The following is a 17,431-nucleotide window of genomic DNA, read 5'->3' as shown; positions in this document are numbered from 1 at the left end:
TCAGCGCCGCCGCGCGGCGATCAACCCCGCCACCTCGTCCAGCATCGCCATGTCCACCGGCTGCGTCAGGTCCAGCGCCAGCGTGTGCCGGTAATACGGGCTGAGATCCAGCCCAACCCCCAGCCCCAGCACCTCCACATCACGCAACGCCTCATGCCGCGCCACGACGGCCTTGAGGTGGTTGTCGAGATAACACGCATCGTTGGCCAGCCCTGTGGCGGTGTCCATCGGGCTACCGTCGGACACCACCAGCAGGATGCGGCGCGCCTTGCCGGTGGCGTGCAGCCGGGCGCAGGCCCACTCCACCGCCTCGCCGTCCATGCCTTCGCGGAACAGGTCGGCCTTGAGCAAGGCAGTCATGTCGGTGCGCGCACGGCGCCAGCTGCGCGCGGCATCCTTGAACACCATGTGACAGGTTTCGTTGAGCCGGCCGGGGTGCGCCGGCCGGCCGCGCGCGAGCCAGTCGGCGCGGGCGCGCCCGCCGTTCCAGGCGTTGGTGGTGAAGCCCAGCACCTCGGTGGCCACGCCGGCCTGGTCGAGGGCACGCGCCAGCAGGTCGAGCAGCAAAGTCAGCGGCTCCGCCCGCGCCTTCATCGATCCCGAGCAATCCACCAGGAAGCCCACCACGCAATCGGTGTGCGCCTTGTGCGCTTCGCGGCGGAACAGGCGCCGTTCGGCGGGCGAGCTGACCAGTTGCGCCAGCCGGCGGCCGTCGATGCGGCCGCTTTCCTCGCCGAAGGACCAGCCATCAACGCGCGGCTGCGCCAGCGCGGCGCGCAGCTTGCGCGCGAGCCGCGCCACGTTGACGCCCGCGCGGGCGATGCGTGCGTCCAGACGCGTGCGGTACTCATCGAGCAAGGCGCGCCGCACCAGCGTGGCGGCGCGCACTTCGCGGTCGTAGCGCGTGGTGAAGATACGGTAGCCATCGGCTGCGTCGGCCAGCACGCGGCTGTGGCCGCTGTCGGCAAGCGCGAAGGCTTCAGCGGGCGGTTCGTCGAAATCGAGCCACAGCGCAAAGCCCGCGCGTGCCGATGAAACGGCGTTGTCGTCGTCCTCGCCGGCACGCGGCGCTTCGCTGCGGACCATGTCCCCGACGGCACGCGCCAGCGCCAGCGCATGCACGGCAAACGCGGACTGGTCCTGGCGCTGCGCGCGCAGGCCGGCCAGCGCCGTGCCCAGCACGGGAACGATGGCGGCGCGCGTGGCCTCGATCAGGTCTTCGGTCTCTTCCAGCACCGGCTCGCCGCTCAGGCGCGACCACGCCACCTGCGCCACCGTGTAGAGCAGGATGCCGAGATGGCCCTCGGTCAACCCCGAGCGATGGAACGCGCGCGACCACGCCATGAAGCCGTGCCGCAGGTTGGCTGCCACGCCGGCCATGCCGCGCGGCAGGTGGGTCTCGCAGCGCAGCTGCTCGAGCAGCTCGAAGAGCAGGCGCTCGACCGGATCGGCGGGGCAGAGGCTGCGGTGCAGCGCGGCATCGGAATGCGCCTGCCGCAGTGCCGCGCCGTCGGCGGCGCCGCGCAGGCAGGCAGCCGTGTCAGTGCCCGGATCGGTGCGCAGGTGCGGCGCATGCTGCGGCACCGGCCGCATCGCGCGCCAGAGCTGGCCGTCGCGGAAATGCAGCGCCGCATCGCCGGTCAGCGCGCGCACGGCGGCGCCGGAGAGTTCGTCCTGCCGCTGGCGCCGGCGCAGCTGCTGCGCTGCCGACGCCGTGGTCATCGCGCGGACTCCGACGCTGCCGCAACCGCGGCGGGGTCACCGGGAAGTTGCCCGAAGCAGCGCTGATAATACTCCGCCACCACCGGCCGCTCGGCCTCGTCGCACTTGTTCAGGAAGGTCAGCCGGAACGCCAGGCCCGGATCGCGGAAGATCTGGCAGTTCTCGGCCCAGCTGATCACGGTGCGCGGCGACATCAGCGCCGACAGGTCACCCGCCGCAAACCCGCGCCGCGTCAGCCCCGCCATGGCCACCATGGCGTCGACCAGCGCGCGGCCGGCGTCGTTGTCCAGCTCGGGCACGCGCGCGAGCACGATGCCCGCCTCTTCCTCGTGCGGCAGGTAGTCCAGCGTGGCGACCACGTTCCAGCGGTCGATCTGCGCGTGGTTGAGCAGCTGGGTGCCGTGATAGAGCCCGTTGACGTTGCCGAGTCCCACGGTATTGGAGGTGGCGAACAGCCGGAACGACGGATGCGGCCGGATCACGCGGTTCTGGTCGAGCAGCGTGAATTTGCCATCGCGTTCCAGGATGCGCTGGATCACGAACATCACGTCGGGACGGCCCGCGTCGTATTCATCGAAGATCAGCGCCACCGGCCGCTGCAGCGCCCACGGCACGATGCCTTCCTGGAACTCGGTCACCTGGCACCCGTCGCGCACGACGATGGCGTCCTTGCCGACCAGGTCGAGCCGGCTGATATGCCCGTCCAGGTTGACGCGCACGCACGGCCAGTTGAGCCGCGCCGCCACCTGCTCGATATGGGTGGACTTGCCGCTGCCATGCAGCCCCTGCACCATCACGCGCCGGTCGCGCATGAAGCCGGCCAGGATTGCCAGCGTCACCTCCGGGTGGAAGCGGTAGGCCGGGTCGATCTCCGGTACGTGGTCGTCGCGCAGGCTGAAGGCCGGCACCATCAGGCCGGAATCGATGCCGAACACCTCGCGCACCGGAATCATCCGGTCCGGCTTGCCATACTGCTCTTGCGTCACCTCATGCTCCTCATTGGTCGCCATGCCTGCTTTCACATCGGCACCGCGACCAGCGGAGCAATCCCGCGTGACGCCGTGCGCGCTATTCGTCCTCTTCGGCGCTATCCGCGCCCTCCGCGCCGCCCTGCCAGCTGGTGGCGCTTTCAGCCTCGATCGCCGCCAGCGCGCTGGCCGCGCGCTGCAGCGCCGGCAGCAGCTGCACCACCTTGTCGCGCGCCACGCGCATCACCGGGGCCTGCAGCGCGAGCCCGAGGTTCGACTTGCCGCCGTCCACGGCCGGCACCAGCACGCCGATGCAGATAAGGCCGGGCAGGAACTCCTCGTCATCCAGCGCGTAGCCGTCGCGCTTCACGCGCTCCAGTTCCGCTTCCAGCTTTGCGTGATCGGTCAGCGTGTTCTGCGTGTACCGCTCCAGCTCCGCATGCGCCAGCAGCCGCTGCCGCTGCGCCGGCGCCAGCTGCGCCAGGAACAGCTTGCCGGTGGCGGAGCAGTGCGCCGGCACGCGCGAACCCGGATGCAGGTAGAAGCGCAGCGGCGCCGCGGTTTCCACGCGGTCCAGGTACAGCACCTCGCCGCCCGAGAACGCGGTCAGGTTGCAGCTCTCGCCCACCTCTTCCACCAGCCGCCGCAGCACCATGTGGCGCGCGCCGTGCGAGGTGCTGTTGAGCAACAGGTTCTCCGCCAGCCGGCGCAGCCGCAGGCCGGTGCCGTATTGCCGCCCGTCGCCGTTGCGCTGGATCAGCCCCGCCGCCTCGAGCTGCTGCAGCATGCGGTGCAGCGTGGGCTTGGGCAGGCCGGTTTCTTCCACCAGCGCCTGCAGGTTGAAGGACTGGTCCTTCTCCGCGATGACTTCGAGCAGGCCGAACAAACGCAGTGCCGGCGTGTCTCCGTCGGGCCTGGCGTCACTTTTGGCGAGGCGCATATCGTTCATGCCTGGCTCCATCATAGGTAAGTTTCATTTTCAGAGTCAAATCATATCAATTATCGAAACTTCTGGTTGACCTTCCGCCGAGGAGGGCCTACATTCCGGTGAAACAATAAGTTTTCGGAACAACTGGTTCCGGATTTTTAAGTAGACACCGGAGACTAGTCGACATGGACGGATAAGCATCCCGTACCCGGGATTGCAAACACTGAACCGACCACGGCCCCGGCTGGCGTTTCCCGCGCCGCCACCTATACAGAAGAGAAGCCGTGGCGCCTGCCAAAAACGCTGGTCTGGCTGCAAGTAGCACCGGCAGCACGCGCAGCACAGGAGACACACCATGATCCAACAACCCGAGTCCGGCAACGGACTATCCCACGGCCTCAAGCAACGCCACATGACCATGATCGCGCTTGGCGGCGTGATCGGCGCCGGCCTTTTTGTCGGCAGCGGCGTCGTCATCAAGTCGGCCGGCCCCGGCGCGGTCCTTTCCTTCCTGATCACCGGCCTGCTGGTCGTGCTGGTCATGCGCATGCTGGGCGAGATGGCGTGCGCGCTGCCCGGCACAGGCGGCTTCTACGAGTATGCGCGCGAAGCCTGGCGCGACCGCCCCAGGGTGGGCAACCTCGCCGGCTTCCTGACCGGCTGGATGTACTGGTACTTCTGGGTCATCGTGGTGGCGCTCGAAGCCGTCGCCGGCGCCGACCTGGTGCGCTACTGGCTGCCGGACGTGCCCAACTGGATCATCAGCCTGGTGCTGCTGGTGATGCTGACGCTGACCAACCTGGTGTCGGTCAAGTCGTTCGGCGAGTTCGAATTCTGGTTCGCCTCGATCAAGGTCGCGGCAATCATCGTGTTCCTGTTCGTCGCCGGCGTGTACGTGCTGGGTCTCGCTCCCGGCGCCCAGGGCATGCAGGTGGCGAACCTGACCGTCAACGGCGGCTTCCTGCCGAACGGCATCGTGCCGGTGCTGACGGGCGCGGTCGCGGCCACCGGGTTCTACTTCGGCGCCGAGATCGTCACCATCGCCGCCGCCGAGACCGCCGAGCCGCAGAAGGCCGTGGCCAAGGCCACCAGCTCGGTGATCACGCGCGTGCTGGTGTTCTATGTCGGCTCGATCCTGCTAGTGGTATGCCTGGTGCCGTGGAACTCCAACAGCATCGCCACGCCGTACGTCAGCGCGCTGAACGTGATGGGCGTTCCCGCCGCCGCGCAGATCATGAACGCGATCGTGCTGACCGCGGTGCTGTCGGCGCTCAACTCCGGCCTGTACGCTTCGTCGCGCATGCTGTTCGCGCTGACCCGCCGCGGCGATGCGCCGCAGTCGCTGGCCCGCGTCAGCCGCAACGGCGTGCCGGTGCGCGCCATCCTGGTGGCCACGCTGTTCGGCTACGGCGCGGTGGTGATGTCCTATGTCTCGCCCGATACGGTGTTCGCCTTCCTGGTCAACTCGTACGGCACCGTCGCCATCTTCGTCTACATCCTGATCGCGATCTCGCAGCTGCGCCTGCGCTCGCGGCTGGAACGCGAGGCTCCGGGCCTGCTGCGCGTGCGCATGTGGTGCTTCCCGTATCTCACCTATGTCGCGATCCTGGGCATGCTGGGCATCGTGATCGCCATGGCCTTTATCCCCGACCAGCGCACGCCGCTTGCGCTGGGGGTCATCAGCCTGCTGATCCTGCTGATTGCCTACGGTGCGCGGCAACTGTTTCGCCGTGGCGCGGGGCCGGTAGTCCCGCTGGCCGAGATGCCAAGGCCCGATCTTCACAAGTATTGATGTGCCACGCGGCGCGCCAGTGCAGTAAGCTGGCGCGCTGTGTCGTTTGCAGTGTCGTTGTTATTGCTCCCGCACCATGAGCCTCAAGTCTCCCGCCACCATGTGGTTCCAGCTGTTCCAGCAGCACGCCCTGTCCGGACTGAGCCTGCAGGGCAAGATCCGCCAGATGCTGGTGTCGGCGATCCTCGACGAGCAACTGCCGCAGGGCGAACCGCTGCCGAGCAGCCGCGAGCTGTCCGCGCAGCTGCGCGTGGCGCGCAACACCGTGGTGCTGGCGTACCAGCAGCTGGTCGATGAAGGCTACCTGGTGGCGCGCGAACGCAGCGGCTATTTCGTCAATCCCGGGATCCTCGGCACGCGCGTCAGCGGCGTGGCCTCGCTGCGCGGCGAGCCGGTGCCGGCGCGCGGCGGCGAACCGGACTGGGAGCGGCGCTTCGTGTTCCGCCCCACGCAGCAGCGCAATATCGTCAAGCGCGCCAACTGGCGCGACTACCCCTACCCCTTCATCTACGGCCAGTACGACCCCACGCTGTTCCCCACTGCCGACTGGCGCGAATGCTGCCTGAAGGCGCTCAGCGTGCTCGACATCCACGACTGGGCCCAGGACATGATCCTGCGCGACGACGAGTCGCTGGTGCAGCAGATCCGCACCCGCGTGCTGCCGCGCCGCGGCGTCTGGGCCGGCGCCGACGAGATCGTGGTCACCGTGGGCGCGCAGCAGGCGCTGTACCTGCTGGCCGACCTGCTGGTCAGCCCCGATACGCCGGTCGGCATCGAAGATCCCGGCTATCCGGATGCGCGCAATATCTTCGGCTCGCATACCTCGCACCTGGTACCGCTGGCGGTCGATGGCGACGGACTGGTGCTGTCCGACGCGCAGCGCGCGTGCGACTACGTCTATGTCACGCCCAGCCACCAGTGCCCCACCACCGTGACCATGCCGCTGGCGCGCCGGCAGGCGCTGCTGCGCCAGGCCGAGGAAGCGGACTTCGTGCTGATCGAGGACGACTACGAAAGCGAGAGCCGCTTCGAGGGCGACCCCACGCCCACGCTCAAGAGCCTGGACCGCAGCAACCGCGTGATCTACGTCGGCAGCCTGTCCAAGAGCCTGGCGCCGGGGCTGCGCATCGGCTATGTGGTCGGGCCGGCGCCGCTGATCGCCGAGCTGCGCGCGGCGCGGCGGCTGATGCTGCGGCACCCGTCGGCGTATATCCAGCGCGCGTTCTCGCTGTTCCTGTCACTGGGCCACTACGACGCGCACCTGCGGCGCCTGTCGGCGGCGCACCGCGAGCGCGCCGAGGCGGTGCTGGCGGCGCTGGCCACGCATATGCCCGATTTCCGTCCGGTGCCGATCGCCGGCGGCGCGTCCTGCTGGATCGAAGGGCCGCCCTGGCTCGACGCCAACGCGCTCGCGCGGCTGGCCGAGCTGCAGGGCGTGCTGATCGAGCCCGGCAGCGTCTTCTTCATGGAGGAGCCGGCGCCTCGCAACGTGTTCCGGCTGGGCTACTCCTCGATCTCGCTGGACCGCATCGAGCCCGGCATCCGCGTGCTGGCGGGTGTCGCGCGTGAACTGCAGGCCACCACCGGCGCGGCAGGTGCGGCTGTAGCGGACGCCGCCGCCACTTCCCGCGCCCGCCCGGCCGCCTGAACGGGCGCGCGAAAGGCTGGCCCAAGCGATTGTCGCGAACTGGCGCTACAGCGCCGCGGCCGCCTTCCCTATCCTCGAGTCATGGCCGGTTCCGCAGCGCCGTTGCGCGGGCCGGTGGACAACACTCAGGAGACCAAGCCATGTCCGATCGCAACACCGCCGCCGGCATCGAACTGCTGCAAGCCTTCAACGACGCCTGGAACCGTCACGACCTCGACGCCCTGATGGGCTTCATGGCCGATGACTGCGCCTTCCACGGCGTGGCCGGCAGCGAACTGCTCGGCCGCAGCTTCATCGGCCGCGACGCCGTGCGCGAAGGCTTCCAGCTCGCCTGGCAGACCTTCCCCGACGCACAATGGGTCGATGGCGATCACTTTGTCGTGGGCGACCGCGGCGTCAGCGAATCCACCTTCAAAGGCACCCGCGCCGACGGCGCCCGCATCGAGGCGCGCATGGTCGACGTCTTCACCTTCCGCGACGGCAAGATCGCGGTGAAGAACGCCTACCGCAAGGACCGCCCGCCCGTGGTTGCGCCCGTAGTGGCAGCGCAAGCCTGAACGCAGGAGACGCGCCATGGAAGCCGTAGTCCCCCGCAGTTCCCTGGGCGGCGAGCACACGACCGCGCCGTCGCGTCCGTACGACCCCGCCTACGACCCGCTGCATACCCCTACCCCCGGACAGGGCCGCGAGTACGCGCCCACCTACTGGATCGGCACCGCCGGCACGCCGCCCGCCGACGACGGCCCGATCACCCATGACATCGACGTCGACGTGGCCATCATCGGCTCGGGCTTCACCGGCCTGACCTGCGCGATCTTCCTGGCGCAGCAGTACGGCATCAAGGCCACCGTGCTCGAAGCCAACCGCGTCAGCTGGGGCTGCAGCACGCGCAACGGCGGCCAGGCGCAATGCGCGTCGGGGCGCCTCAAGCGTTCGCAGTGGATCCAGCGCTATGGGCTGGACACCGCGCTGCGCCTGCATGAAGAGGTCTGTGACGGCATGGAGACCTTCAAGGGGCTGATCAAGGACATCGACTGCGATCCGCAGCCGGGCGGCCACCTGTATATCGCGCACCGCGACAAGGTGATGCCCGGGCTGGAAAAGGAAGCAAAAATCCTGCGGGAAGTCTTCAACTACGACGCGCGCATCCTCGATGCCAGCACCGTGCGGCGCGAATACGTCGATGACAAGGAAGCCGCGGGCGCCATGCACGAACCCGAGGGCATCGGCATCCACGCCGGCAAGCTGGCCTTCGGCTACCTGCGCCGCGCGCGCGAGCTGGGCGCCAAGGTGCATCCGTCCAGCCCCGTGACCGGCTGGGAAACGCGCAACGGCGTCCACTACCTGCGCACTCCCGGCGGCATCGTGCGCGCCCGCGCCGTGGGCGTGGCCACCGGCGGCTACACTTCGCAGTCGCTGCACCGCCAGCTCAAGAACCGGCTGTTTCCCATCCTGTCAAACTCGATCGTCACGCGCCCGCTGACCCCCGACGAAATTGCCGCGTGTAACTTCCGCACCACGCAGGTCATCACCGACACGCGCATCCTGCGCCACTACTACCGGCTGATGCCCGACGGCCGCCTGCAGATCGGCAGCCGCAGCGCCATCACCGGCAACGACGCGCCGCAGGACCAGTACAAGCAGAAGCTGATCGCCGACATGTACCGCAAGTTCCCGGCGCTGCGCGGCATCCAGATCGACTACTCGTGGTGGGGCTGGGTCGATGTCAGCCACGACATGATGCCGCGTATCACGCAGCCGGACCCGTCGCAATCGATCTACTACGCGATGGGGTATGGCGGCAATGGCGTGATGTACTCCGCGCAGGCGGGCAAGCGGCTGGCGGCGCTGATCGCCGGCAAGGAGTCGTCGCTGCCGCAGCTGCCGATCTTCCGCTCGCCGCTGCCGTTCCCGAACGTGCTCGAGATGGCGGAGTCGCGGATGTTCGCGCCGTTCCGCCGGATGGGGCAGCGGGCGCTGTATCACTGGTATCACTGGAAGGATGATGTGTTTTGAAGCGGCCACAGCACCGATGATGCCGGTTGCTTCCATCCAAAGGGACCGCTGCTAACTCATTCCTTTCTTGCAGGGATCAGGTCAAGACCATGTTCTTGAGCCGCTTGGACGTGCCTGGTCCCTCATTCATACCGCCGAAGAATCTCCGGCCCGCTTCCCGGTTGGGCATCTCACTCCGAGACCCCCACTCGCGCGAGGCATACGCAACCAGCGCAGCAGGCATCACATTCTCGCGTTCACTAGCACCGGCGATGCGATGTCCTTGTGATCGTATTTCTAAGGCGCTGAAGCAAGCACTAATCGTACGGTACAAACTTCCCACACGAGCCGGACTGGCATACCCCTCGCAGGGATAACTCGTAGCGTGCGTTGCATCGCGCACGACCCATTGCCACGCGCAACACACAATCTAGCAGTACGACAGAAGGCGCCATAGCGTGCTGCCGAGTCTGCGGCTTTTTTAGATGTCGCTGCAAATTCTTATTTTTCCGATTGAGTTCCGTTGCCAATCCTGATTCATTAGTTACTCAGCAAAAAAACCGACTCAAGGAGCAACGATGAACTCCCGCTTATTACCCTGTTCGCATACAAGGGGCAGTTATGGTCGATAATCGCTGCGCGCTCCGAAACGGAGACAAGACCAGTACGAACGGCGTGCTTATCGCGACAGGCCGCAGTGTATTCCACCGTGACGCCATCGTAGGTGTAGAAGGCGATCACGCAACATGCCCGGCCTGCAAGGCTGGCGGGCGGGTCATGAACGACTGCTACCCGGCCTTCGATATTGATGGCAAGCAGGTATTAGTAACAGGAGCGCGTGTCCACTGCAAATGCGCTATCAACCCGATCGTCACTCACTCACGCAGCGATTTCGTCATCGAAGTAAACCGGAGTGGTCGGCAGACATTACTTCGGCCAGAGGCCTCGCCACTGGCCTCGTCAAAACCGGCTCAGCCTGCCTCGGCCGATTATGACGAACAAGTGCGCCTGGTAGATGAAATTACACAGAAACCCTGGCTGGCGTCGCTTATGTCATTGATGTGTCGGACGGGACCAGCTACAGCGGCCACACCGACGAAGACGGTTTCTGCCAACGCATCATGACAGCAAAGGCCCTATATGGTATCCGTGCGCGAGGAAAATAATGGAGGTTTTAATAATTTTCGCTGGTACCGCTACGCTGTCCACAATGCATCTCTTTCGCGCCCCGATCTTTCGAAAATTCAATTTTCAAATTTCACCAACGAGGCGAAAATCGAGTTCCAGGGATGCCAGACGGCCGCCAATCCAACAGACGAAGACAATATTGCAGCAGATTTCTCGAGACGACTGAAAGAGGCGGGAAAGATCAAGTCGTCCGTAATCGGCCACACGACGAACGCCGTCCCCGGAATTGACGCTGACGACAAACCAAGACAGGACTACAGGCACGGCAGCCGAGCGATTTTCAAGGGCGGCCGACTAATAAAACTAACAAAACAAAAAGGCGTAATAGACGAAAAATGGTTGACACAATGAAAATCCCAAAAATAAAATGCTTCGGTTTTTTTGCGCAATGGCCTGTATCGCGGGCGGTGCATGCGCGATATCAATCTATCCCTTCCCCTTATCTGAGCCGAACATAATTATAGAAACCCGCCACATGTCCTATGCTTGCGGAGAATGTTATGTACAAGAACGAGTTACCCGGGTCCTTGACAAGGATAGCGGAAATTTCATTGACAAACATGATTACGAATCAGAAAGCAATACGCCATCGCTACCTCGGATGGGACGTCGTCGTAAATTACAAGGGAAATACCGATGGACTACTGAATTCCCTCGACACCATATCAAGGAACGGCCCATATTGCGCATGGCCAGATTTTAGATTGAGAGGTCAATTCAAGCGCCGCATAATTTATTCGCTTTATTTCAGGGGCGATCATTATGATGGGATCTATTTCGATACAGACGACGCGACGGCAATCTATTCATCAAACATGAACTGCCCAGGTGAAGCTCCCATAGGGTGCCAACTCCCCGCCGCCACCGCATCAGTTGGCGATCAATCTTGCATGCCTTGTCGGACCACCACCGACACCCAAACCGGACCCCGCCGCCTCCTCACCCCGCATGCCGCCGCAGTATGATGCCCAAGTCTCCCGCCCCGGGAGCATCGCAGCCGCATGGCGGCCGCAGTGCATCAGGAGGCACGCTTGGACCACCCCCGGCCGTTCCCGTCCGAACCCGCGCGCCCCGGCGACCTTGTCGTCGCCCGGCCTGAAGGGCTGTATTGCCCGCCTGGCGACTTCTATATCGACCCGTGGCGCCCGGTCGAGCGCGCGGTCATCACCCATGCCCACTCCGACCACGCCCGCTTCGGCCATGCGCACTACCTGTGCTCAGAGCCGGGCCGCGACGTGCTGCTGGCGCGCCTGCCCGGCATCCACCTGAACACCCTGCCCTACGGCGAACGCATCACCCACCACAGCGTCACGCTGAGCCTGCATCCGGCCGGGCACGTGCTCGGCTCGTCCCAGGTGCGGCTGGAACACGGCGGCCAGGTATGGGTGGCCTCCGGCGACTACAAGCTGGAGGCCGACGGCACCTGCGATCCGTTCGAGCCGGTGCCCTGCGATACCTTCATCACCGAAAGCACCTTCGGCCTGCCGATCTACCGCTGGCCGTCGCAGGCAACGCTGATGGCGGAGATCTTCCGCTGGTGGTACACCAATGCGCAGGCTGGCCGCGCCAGCATCGTCTACGCCTACAGCTTCGGCAAGGCGCAGCGCATCCTGCATGGGCTGCTGCACCATGCCGGCGTCGATGGCCTGCCCGGGCCGGTGATCGTGCACGGCGCGCTGACCACGCTCAACGCGGCCTACGCCGGCGCCGGCGTGGCACTGCCGCCGATGGCGCTCGCGTCCGAGCTGCCGCCGCGCAGCCCGCTGCTGCGGCAGGCGCTGGTGGTGGCGCCGCCGTCGGCGCAGCGCTCGCCCTGGCTGCGGCGCTTCGGCGATGCGTCCGATGCCTTTGCCAGCGGCTGGATGCAGCTGCGCGGCACGCGCCGGCGCCGCGGCGTCGATCGCGGCTTTGCGCTGTCCGACCACGCCGACTGGCCGGGGCTGCTGCAGGCGATCAGCGCCACCGGCGCGGGCCGCATCATCGTGACCCACGGCAACGTGCCGGTGATGGTGCGCTACCTGAACGAACGCGGCTGGCAGGCGCAGGCGTTCGAGACCGAGTATGGCGACGACGATGAAGCGGTGCGCGTGGAGGCGCAGGCCGAAGCCGTGAGCGAAGCCAGCAACGAAGAAGCCGCCCCATGAAGGCCTTCGCCGACCTCTACGCCGCGCTCGACGGCACCACCTCCACCAAGGCCCGGCTCGCAGCATTGGTCGACTACCTGCGCGCCGCCCCGCCGCAGGACGCGGCGTGGGCGGTGTACTTCCTGGCCGGCGGCAAGCCGCGGCAGATCGTACCGGTGTCGGTGCTGCGCGAACTCGCGCGCGAGGCCGCCCGCCTGCCCGACTGGCTGTTCGAGGAGAGCTACCAGGCCGTCGGCGACCTTGCCGAAACCATCGCCCTGCTGCTGCCCGAACCCATGGATGCCGACCACGCCGGCCTGGCCGAATGGGTCGAACAGCGCCTGCTGCCGCTGCGCGGCCTGCCGCCGGAAGACCTGATGCCGCGGCTCGATGCGCTGTGGCGGCCGCTGGACGCGCAAGGCCGGCTGGTGCTGTTCAAGCTGATCACCGGCGCCTTCCGGGTCGGCGTGTCGCGCCTGCTGGTCACGCGCGCGCTGGGCGAGGTGGCGGGCATCGAGCCCAAGCGCGTGGCCGAGCGCATGGTCGGCTACACCGACCTGTCGGCGCGCCCCGATGCCGCGCGCTTCCTCGCCCTGCTGGCGCCGGAGAGCGATGACGACCGCCAGTTGCGCGCCGGCGGCCAGCCCTACCCGTTCTTCCTCGCGCATCCGCTGCAGGCGCCCGTCGAGCAGTTCGGCGACGTGCTCGGCGCGCCTGGCGGCTGGCTGGTCGAGTGGAAATGGGACGGCATCCGCGCGCAATTGGTGTGCCGCGACGGGCAGACCTGGCTGTGGTCGCGCGGCGAGGACCTGATCACCGAGCGCTTCCCGGAGATCATCGACGCCGCGGCGGCGCTGCCCGACGGCACCGTGCTCGACGGCGAGATCGTGATCTGGCAGGACGGCCGCGTGCAGCCGTTCGCGCTGCTGCAGCAGCGCATCGGCCGCAAGACGCTGGGCGCGAAGCTGCTGCGCGATGCGCCGGCGATCCTGATGGCGTACGACCTGCTCGAATGGCAGGGCGAGGACTGGCGCGCGCGGCCGCAGGCGGAACGCCGCGCGCGGCTGGAGCAGGTGGTGGCCGGCCACATCCACCCCGCGCTGGAACTGAGCCCGCTGGTCGACGCCGGCAGCTGGGAGCACTACGCGCGGCTGCGCGATGCCTCGCGCGACCTGGGCGTGGAAGGCTTCATGCTGAAGGCGGCCGATGCGGCCTATGGCGCCGGCCGCACCAAGGACGTGGGGGTCTGGTGGAAATGGAAGATCGATCCCTATTCGGTCGATGCGGTGCTGATCTACGCGCAGCGCGGGCACGGCCGCCGCGCCAGCCTCTACACCGACTTCACCTTCGCGGTGTGGAACGCGCCGCCGGGAACGCCGGGCCGCGCGCTGGTGCCATTCGCCAAGGCCTATTCCGGGCTGACCGACCAGGAGATGCGCGCGGTCGACGCCATCATCCGCCGCACCACGGTCGAGAAATTCGGCCCCGTGCGCAGCGTCGAGCCGACGCAGGTGTTCGAACTCGGCTTCGAAGGCATTGCCCGCAGCGGCCGCCACAAGAGCGGCATCGCAGTGCGCTTCCCGCGCATGCTGCGCTGGCGCACCGACAAGCCCATCGAGGAAGCCGACACGCTGGCCACGCTGGAAGCCATGCTGCCTGGCACTGCCACGCCGCGGGAGGATGCGGCATGACCCCGCCGCGTGCCGCGCGCAAGCCGGCGGAGGACGCCACCGAGCCGCTGACCGTCGCGCAGGGCCTGCAGGCACTGTTCGATGCGCGCGGCTGGCAGCCGTTCGCGTTCCAGCGCGAAGTCTGGACCGCGATCGCGCGCGGCCAGAGCGGCCTGCTGCACGCCACCACCGGCACCGGCAAGACCTATGCGGCATGGCTGGGCGCGCTGATGGCATTCGGCACGCCGCGCGCCGCGCTGTCGCACGACAAGCCCGCGCCGCCGCTGACGGTGCTGTGGCTGACACCGATGCGCGCGCTCGCCGCCGACACCACGCGCGCGCTGCAGGCGCCGCTGGCGGAACTCGATCTCGACTGGACCGTGGCGCTGCGCACCGGCGACACCGGCAGCGCCGAGCGTGCCGCGCAGCAACGCCGCCTGCCGACCGCGCTGGTGACCACGCCGGAAAGCCTGACGCTGATGCTGACCCGCGCCGACGCGCACGAAACCCTGCGGCGCGTGCGCATGGTGGTGGTCGACGAATGGCACGAACTGATCGGCAACAAGCGCGGCGTGCAGGCGCAGCTGGCGCTGGCGCGGCTGCGGCAATGGCAGCCGGCGCTGATGGTGTGGGGGCTGTCGGCCACGCTCGGCAACCTGCCGCATGCCGCCGACGTGCTGCTGTGCGGCGTGCCGGAAGACCTGCGCGTGCTGGTGCACGGCCACACCCCCAAGCCCCTCGTCATCGACACGCTGCTGCCCGGCAATGCCAGCCGCTTCCCGTTTGCCGGCCACCTGGGCCTGTCGATGCTGCCGCACGTGGTCGAGGAGCTCGGGCACAGCGGCACCACGCTGGTCTTCCTCAACACCCGCTCGCAGGCCGAGCTGTGGTACCAGGCGCTGCTCGATGCGCGCCCCGACTGGGCAGGACAGATCGCGCTGCACCATGGCTCGCTCGACCGCGCGGTGCGCGAGTGGGTGGAACTGAGCCTTAAGAACGGCGAGCTGCGCGCGGTGGTCTGCACATCGAGCCTGGACCTCGGCGTCGACTTCCTGCCGGTGGAGCGCGTGCTGCAGGTCGGCTCGCCCAAGGGCGTGGCGCGGCTGCTGCAGCGCGCCGGGCGCTCCGGCCACGCGCCGGGCCGCGCGTCGCGCGTGACGGTGGTGCCCACGCACAGCCTGGAACTGGTGGAAGCCGTGGCCGCGCGGCATGCGGTGCAGGCGGGCCGGATCGAGGCGCGCGAGTCGCCCGACAAGCCGCTCGACGTGCTGGTGCAGCACCTGGTGACGGTGGCGCTGGGCGGCGGCTTCCGGCCCGAGGCGCTGCTGGCCGAGGTGCGCGGCGCCTGGGCCTACCGCGGCCTGACCGATGCCGAATGGCAGTGGTGCCTGGACTTCGTGCGCCAGGGCGGCGCCACGCTGTCCGCCTATCCCGATTTCCGCCGCGCGGTGCCCGACGATGAAGGCGTCTGGCGCGTGCCCGACCTCGGGCTGGCGCGGCGCCACCGCATGAGCGTGGGCACCATCGTCAGCGACGCCACCATGCAGGTGCGCTACTGGAGCCGCGCCGGCAGCGGCGGCGCCTCGCTGGGATCGGTGGAGGAAGGCTTTATCGCCCGGCTGGCGCCAGGCGACTGCTTCCTGTTCGGCGGCCGCCTGCTGGAGCTGGTGCGCGTGCAGGAGATGACCGCCTACGTGCGCCGCGCCACCGGCAGGCGCCCGGTGGTGCCGCGCTGGAACGGCGGCAAGATGCCGATGTCGACCGAGCTGGCCGAAGCGGTGATCGACACGCTCGAAGCCGCCGCCGCGGGGCGGCTCGATCCGCGCACCACGCCCGAGCTGCCGCTGATCCAGCCGCTGGTAGACCTGCAGGCGCAGTGGTCGGCGCTGCCCACGCGCCAGACGCTGCTGGCCGAGTCGCTGCACTCGCGCGAGGGCTGGCACCTGTTCCTCTACCCCTTCGCCGGCCGCTCGGTGCACCTCGGGCTGGGCAGCCTGCTGGCATGGCGGCTCGGGCAGAAGGTGCCGGCGACGTTCTCGGTCGCGGTCAACGACTACGGGCTCGAATTGCTCGCCTCAGCGCCGATGGACTGGGGCCACTGGCTGCCGCAGGTGCTGGCCGAGGAGCGCCGGCGCGACCTGGCCGCCGACGTGCTCGGCAGCCTCAATGCGGGCGAGCTGTCGCTGCGGCGCTTTCGCGAGATCGCGCGCGTCGCCGGGCTGATCTTCCAGGGCTATCCGGGCGCGCCCAAGAGCGCGCGGCAGCTGCAGGCGTCGTCGAGCCTGTTCTACGAGGTCTTCCGCAAGCACGATCCCGGCAACCTGCTGCTTGGCCAGGCCGAGCGCGAAGTGCTGATGCAGGAACTGGACGCACACCGGCTCGCTGAAACCCTCGAACGGCTGGCAACGCTCAGGCTAGACCTGCACGCCCTGAAGCGCCCCACGCCGCTGTCGTTCCCGCTGGTGGTGGAATTCCTGCGCGAGAAGCTCAGCACCGAGAAGCTGGCCGACCGCATCGCGCGCATGCTCGCCGAGCTGGAACTGGCCGCTGGCGCCGAGCCCGGCGAAGCCGCCGGCATGCAGGCCGACGCCGTGGCAGAAGCGGCGCGCTTCGGCATGGCCGACCACGCCGGTCCGTCCGGCCGCACGCCGCGCAAGCCGCGTCGAGCGCGCAAGCCCTCCAGACCCTTGCCGCTGCCATGACACCGGATACCGGCACCCTGCAGGCCAACGGCGCCTGCCCCATTCAGGTGGCGGGAGAAACGCTGTGGCTGCTGCCCGAGCATGCGGCGTGGTGGCCGGCGGCGGGCATGCTGATGGTGGCCGACGTGCACTTCGGCAAGGCCGCGGCATTCCGCGCGCTCGGACAACCCGTGCCGCACGGCACCACCGGCGACAACCTCGGCCTGCTGACGCAGCTGACGCGGCAGTTGCCCGTCGAGGAGCTGGTCTTCCTCGGCGACTTCCTGCACGCCCGCGCCGCGCGCACGCCGGCGGTGCTGGCGGCGCTGGACGGCTGGCGCCGCAGCCTGCCTCCGCCGGTGCGCTGCACGCTGGTGCGAGGCAACCATGATGCGCGCGCGGGAGACCCGCCCGCTTCGCTGCAGATCCGCGTAGTGACGGAGCCGGCCGCGGCGGGCCCGTTCGCGCTGTGCCACATGCCCGGGGCATCGCCGCTGGGCTACGTGCTGGCCGGCCACCTGCACCCGGCGTGCCGGCTGCGCGGTGCCGGCGCCGACAGCCTGCGCCTGCCGTGCTTCCTGTTCGGCCCGTGCGGCGCCATCCTGCCCGCCTTCGGCGCCTTCACCGGCCACGCCACGGTGCGGCCGCAGCCGGACGAACGCGTCTACGTGGTCGGCGGCGGCCGTGTCTGGCCGGTTGGCCGCGCACCTTAGTAC

The 17,431-nt window shown here is 68.1% G+C and carries 13 protein-coding genes; 10 read left to right on the top strand and 3 right to left on the bottom strand.

What is annotated here, in order from left to right:
* The 3 genes from E1J61_RS12150 to E1J61_RS12140 are packed head-to-tail and all read right to left on the bottom strand — an operon-like array spanning position 1 to position 3,639.
* Positions 1–1,722, bottom strand: coding sequence for a cobalt chelatase (locus E1J61_RS12150; protein WP_133094311.1), 1,722 nt, complete (start codon positions 1,720–1,722; stop codon positions 1–3).
* Positions 1,719–2,732, bottom strand: coding sequence for an AAA family ATPase (locus tag E1J61_RS12145; RefSeq protein WP_133094310.1), 1,014 nt, complete (start codon positions 2,730–2,732; stop codon positions 1,719–1,721). Before E1J61_RS12145 ends, E1J61_RS12150 begins: the two co-directional genes overlap by 4 nt.
* A gap of 58 nt (positions 2,733–2,790) precedes the next feature.
* Entirely contained in the window at positions 2,791–3,639 is an 849-nt protein-coding gene (locus E1J61_RS12140; protein ID WP_133094309.1) for an IclR family transcriptional regulator, read from the bottom strand.
* A 334-nt stretch (positions 3,640–3,973) separates the two neighbouring features.
* On the opposite strand from E1J61_RS12140, the gene E1J61_RS12135 reads away from it, so the two are divergent.
* The 10 genes from E1J61_RS12135 to pdeM all read left to right on the top strand — a co-directional run bounded on the left by E1J61_RS12135 (position 3,974) and on the right by pdeM (position 17,428).
* Positions 3,974–5,410 (top strand): amino acid permease, encoded by a 1,437-nt coding sequence (locus E1J61_RS12135; RefSeq protein WP_133094308.1) that lies wholly within the window; start codon positions 3,974–3,976, stop codon positions 5,408–5,410.
* 76 nt (positions 5,411–5,486) lie between these two features.
* Positions 5,487–7,058 (top strand): PLP-dependent aminotransferase family protein, encoded by a 1,572-nt coding sequence (locus E1J61_RS12130; RefSeq protein ID WP_133094307.1) that lies wholly within the window; start codon positions 5,487–5,489, stop codon positions 7,056–7,058.
* Between the two features lie 140 nt (positions 7,059–7,198).
* The gene (locus tag E1J61_RS12125) at positions 7,199–7,615 is read left to right on the top strand and encodes a nuclear transport factor 2 family protein (protein WP_133094306.1); all 417 of its coding nucleotides are present in this window, start codon (positions 7,199–7,201) and stop codon (positions 7,613–7,615) included.
* A gap of 16 nt (positions 7,616–7,631) precedes the next feature.
* On the top strand, positions 7,632–9,074 hold the full coding sequence (locus E1J61_RS12120) for an FAD-binding oxidoreductase (RefSeq protein ID WP_133094305.1): 1,443 nt from the start codon (positions 7,632–7,634) through the stop codon (positions 9,072–9,074).
* A 600-nt stretch (positions 9,075–9,674) separates the two neighbouring features.
* Complete coding sequence (locus tag E1J61_RS12115; protein ID WP_133094304.1) at positions 9,675–10,178, top strand: PAAR domain-containing protein; 504 nt, start codon at positions 9,675–9,677, stop codon at positions 10,176–10,178.
* Between the two features lie 15 nt (positions 10,179–10,193).
* A complete protein-coding gene (locus tag E1J61_RS12110; RefSeq protein WP_133094303.1) occupies positions 10,194–10,592 on the top strand; it encodes a hypothetical protein in 399 nt (132 codons plus the stop codon).
* A 650-nt stretch (positions 10,593–11,242) separates the two neighbouring features.
* Positions 11,243–12,385: a ligase-associated DNA damage response exonuclease gene (locus tag E1J61_RS12105; protein ID WP_371703787.1), complete on the top strand. Its 1,143-nt coding sequence runs from the start codon at positions 11,243–11,245 to the stop codon at positions 12,383–12,385.
* Positions 12,382–14,055 carry an ATP-dependent DNA ligase gene (locus E1J61_RS12100; protein WP_133094302.1) on the top strand — a complete coding sequence of 558 codons (1,674 nt, stop codon included), beginning with the start codon at positions 12,382–12,384 and terminating at the stop codon, positions 14,053–14,055. The genes E1J61_RS12105 and E1J61_RS12100 overlap by 4 nt, the downstream gene beginning before the upstream one ends.
* Complete coding sequence (locus tag E1J61_RS12095) at positions 14,052–16,736, top strand: ligase-associated DNA damage response DEXH box helicase (protein WP_207951204.1); 2,685 nt, start codon at positions 14,052–14,054, stop codon at positions 16,734–16,736. The genes E1J61_RS12100 and E1J61_RS12095 overlap by 4 nt, the downstream gene beginning before the upstream one ends.
* Positions 16,733–17,428, top strand: coding sequence for a ligase-associated DNA damage response endonuclease PdeM (gene pdeM / locus E1J61_RS12090; protein ID WP_133094301.1), 696 nt, complete (start codon positions 16,733–16,735; stop codon positions 17,426–17,428). The genes E1J61_RS12095 and pdeM overlap by 4 nt, the downstream gene beginning before the upstream one ends.
* The last annotated feature ends 3 nt before the right edge of the window (positions 17,429–17,431 follow it).

It is taken from the genome of Cupriavidus sp. L7L (genome assembly GCF_004353535.1).
Taxonomy (GTDB): Bacteria; Pseudomonadota; Gammaproteobacteria; order Burkholderiales; family Burkholderiaceae; genus Cupriavidus; species Cupriavidus oxalaticus_A.
The sequence above is the reverse complement of the archived record's forward strand: the minus strand, read 5'-3'. Positions and strand labels throughout refer to the sequence as shown.

Excerpts from the sequence above, each read along its gene's own strand:
- E1J61_RS12105 (WP_371703787.1), top strand. The coding sequence starts at position 11,243 with ATGGCGGCCGCAGTGCATCAGGAGGCACGCTTGGACCACCCCCGGCCG.
- E1J61_RS12135 (WP_133094308.1), top strand. The coding sequence starts at position 3,974 with ATGATCCAACAACCCGAGTCCGGCAACGGACTATCCCACGGCCTCAAG.
- E1J61_RS12110 (WP_133094303.1), top strand. The coding sequence starts at position 10,194 with ATGGTATCCGTGCGCGAGGAAAATAATGGAGGTTTTAATAATTTTCGC.
- E1J61_RS12100 (WP_133094302.1), top strand. The coding sequence starts at position 12,382 with ATGAAGGCCTTCGCCGACCTCTACGCCGCGCTCGACGGCACCACCTCC.
- E1J61_RS12095 (WP_207951204.1), top strand. The coding sequence starts at position 14,052 with ATGACCCCGCCGCGTGCCGCGCGCAAGCCGGCGGAGGACGCCACCGAG.
- pdeM (WP_133094301.1), top strand. The coding sequence starts at position 16,733 with ATGACACCGGATACCGGCACCCTGCAGGCCAACGGCGCCTGCCCCATT.
- E1J61_RS12150 (WP_133094311.1), bottom strand. The coding sequence starts at position 1,722 with ATGACCACGGCGTCGGCAGCGCAGCAGCTGCGCCGGCGCCAGCGGCAG.
- E1J61_RS12130 (WP_133094307.1), top strand. The coding sequence starts at position 5,487 with ATGAGCCTCAAGTCTCCCGCCACCATGTGGTTCCAGCTGTTCCAGCAG.
- E1J61_RS12145 (WP_133094310.1), bottom strand. The coding sequence starts at position 2,732 with ATGGCGACCAATGAGGAGCATGAGGTGACGCAAGAGCAGTATGGCAAG.
- E1J61_RS12115 (WP_133094304.1), top strand. The coding sequence starts at position 9,675 with ATGGTCGATAATCGCTGCGCGCTCCGAAACGGAGACAAGACCAGTACG.
- E1J61_RS12120 (WP_133094305.1), top strand. The coding sequence starts at position 7,632 with ATGGAAGCCGTAGTCCCCCGCAGTTCCCTGGGCGGCGAGCACACGACC.
- E1J61_RS12140 (WP_133094309.1), bottom strand. The coding sequence starts at position 3,639 with ATGAACGATATGCGCCTCGCCAAAAGTGACGCCAGGCCCGACGGAGAC.
- E1J61_RS12125 (WP_133094306.1), top strand. The coding sequence starts at position 7,199 with ATGTCCGATCGCAACACCGCCGCCGGCATCGAACTGCTGCAAGCCTTC.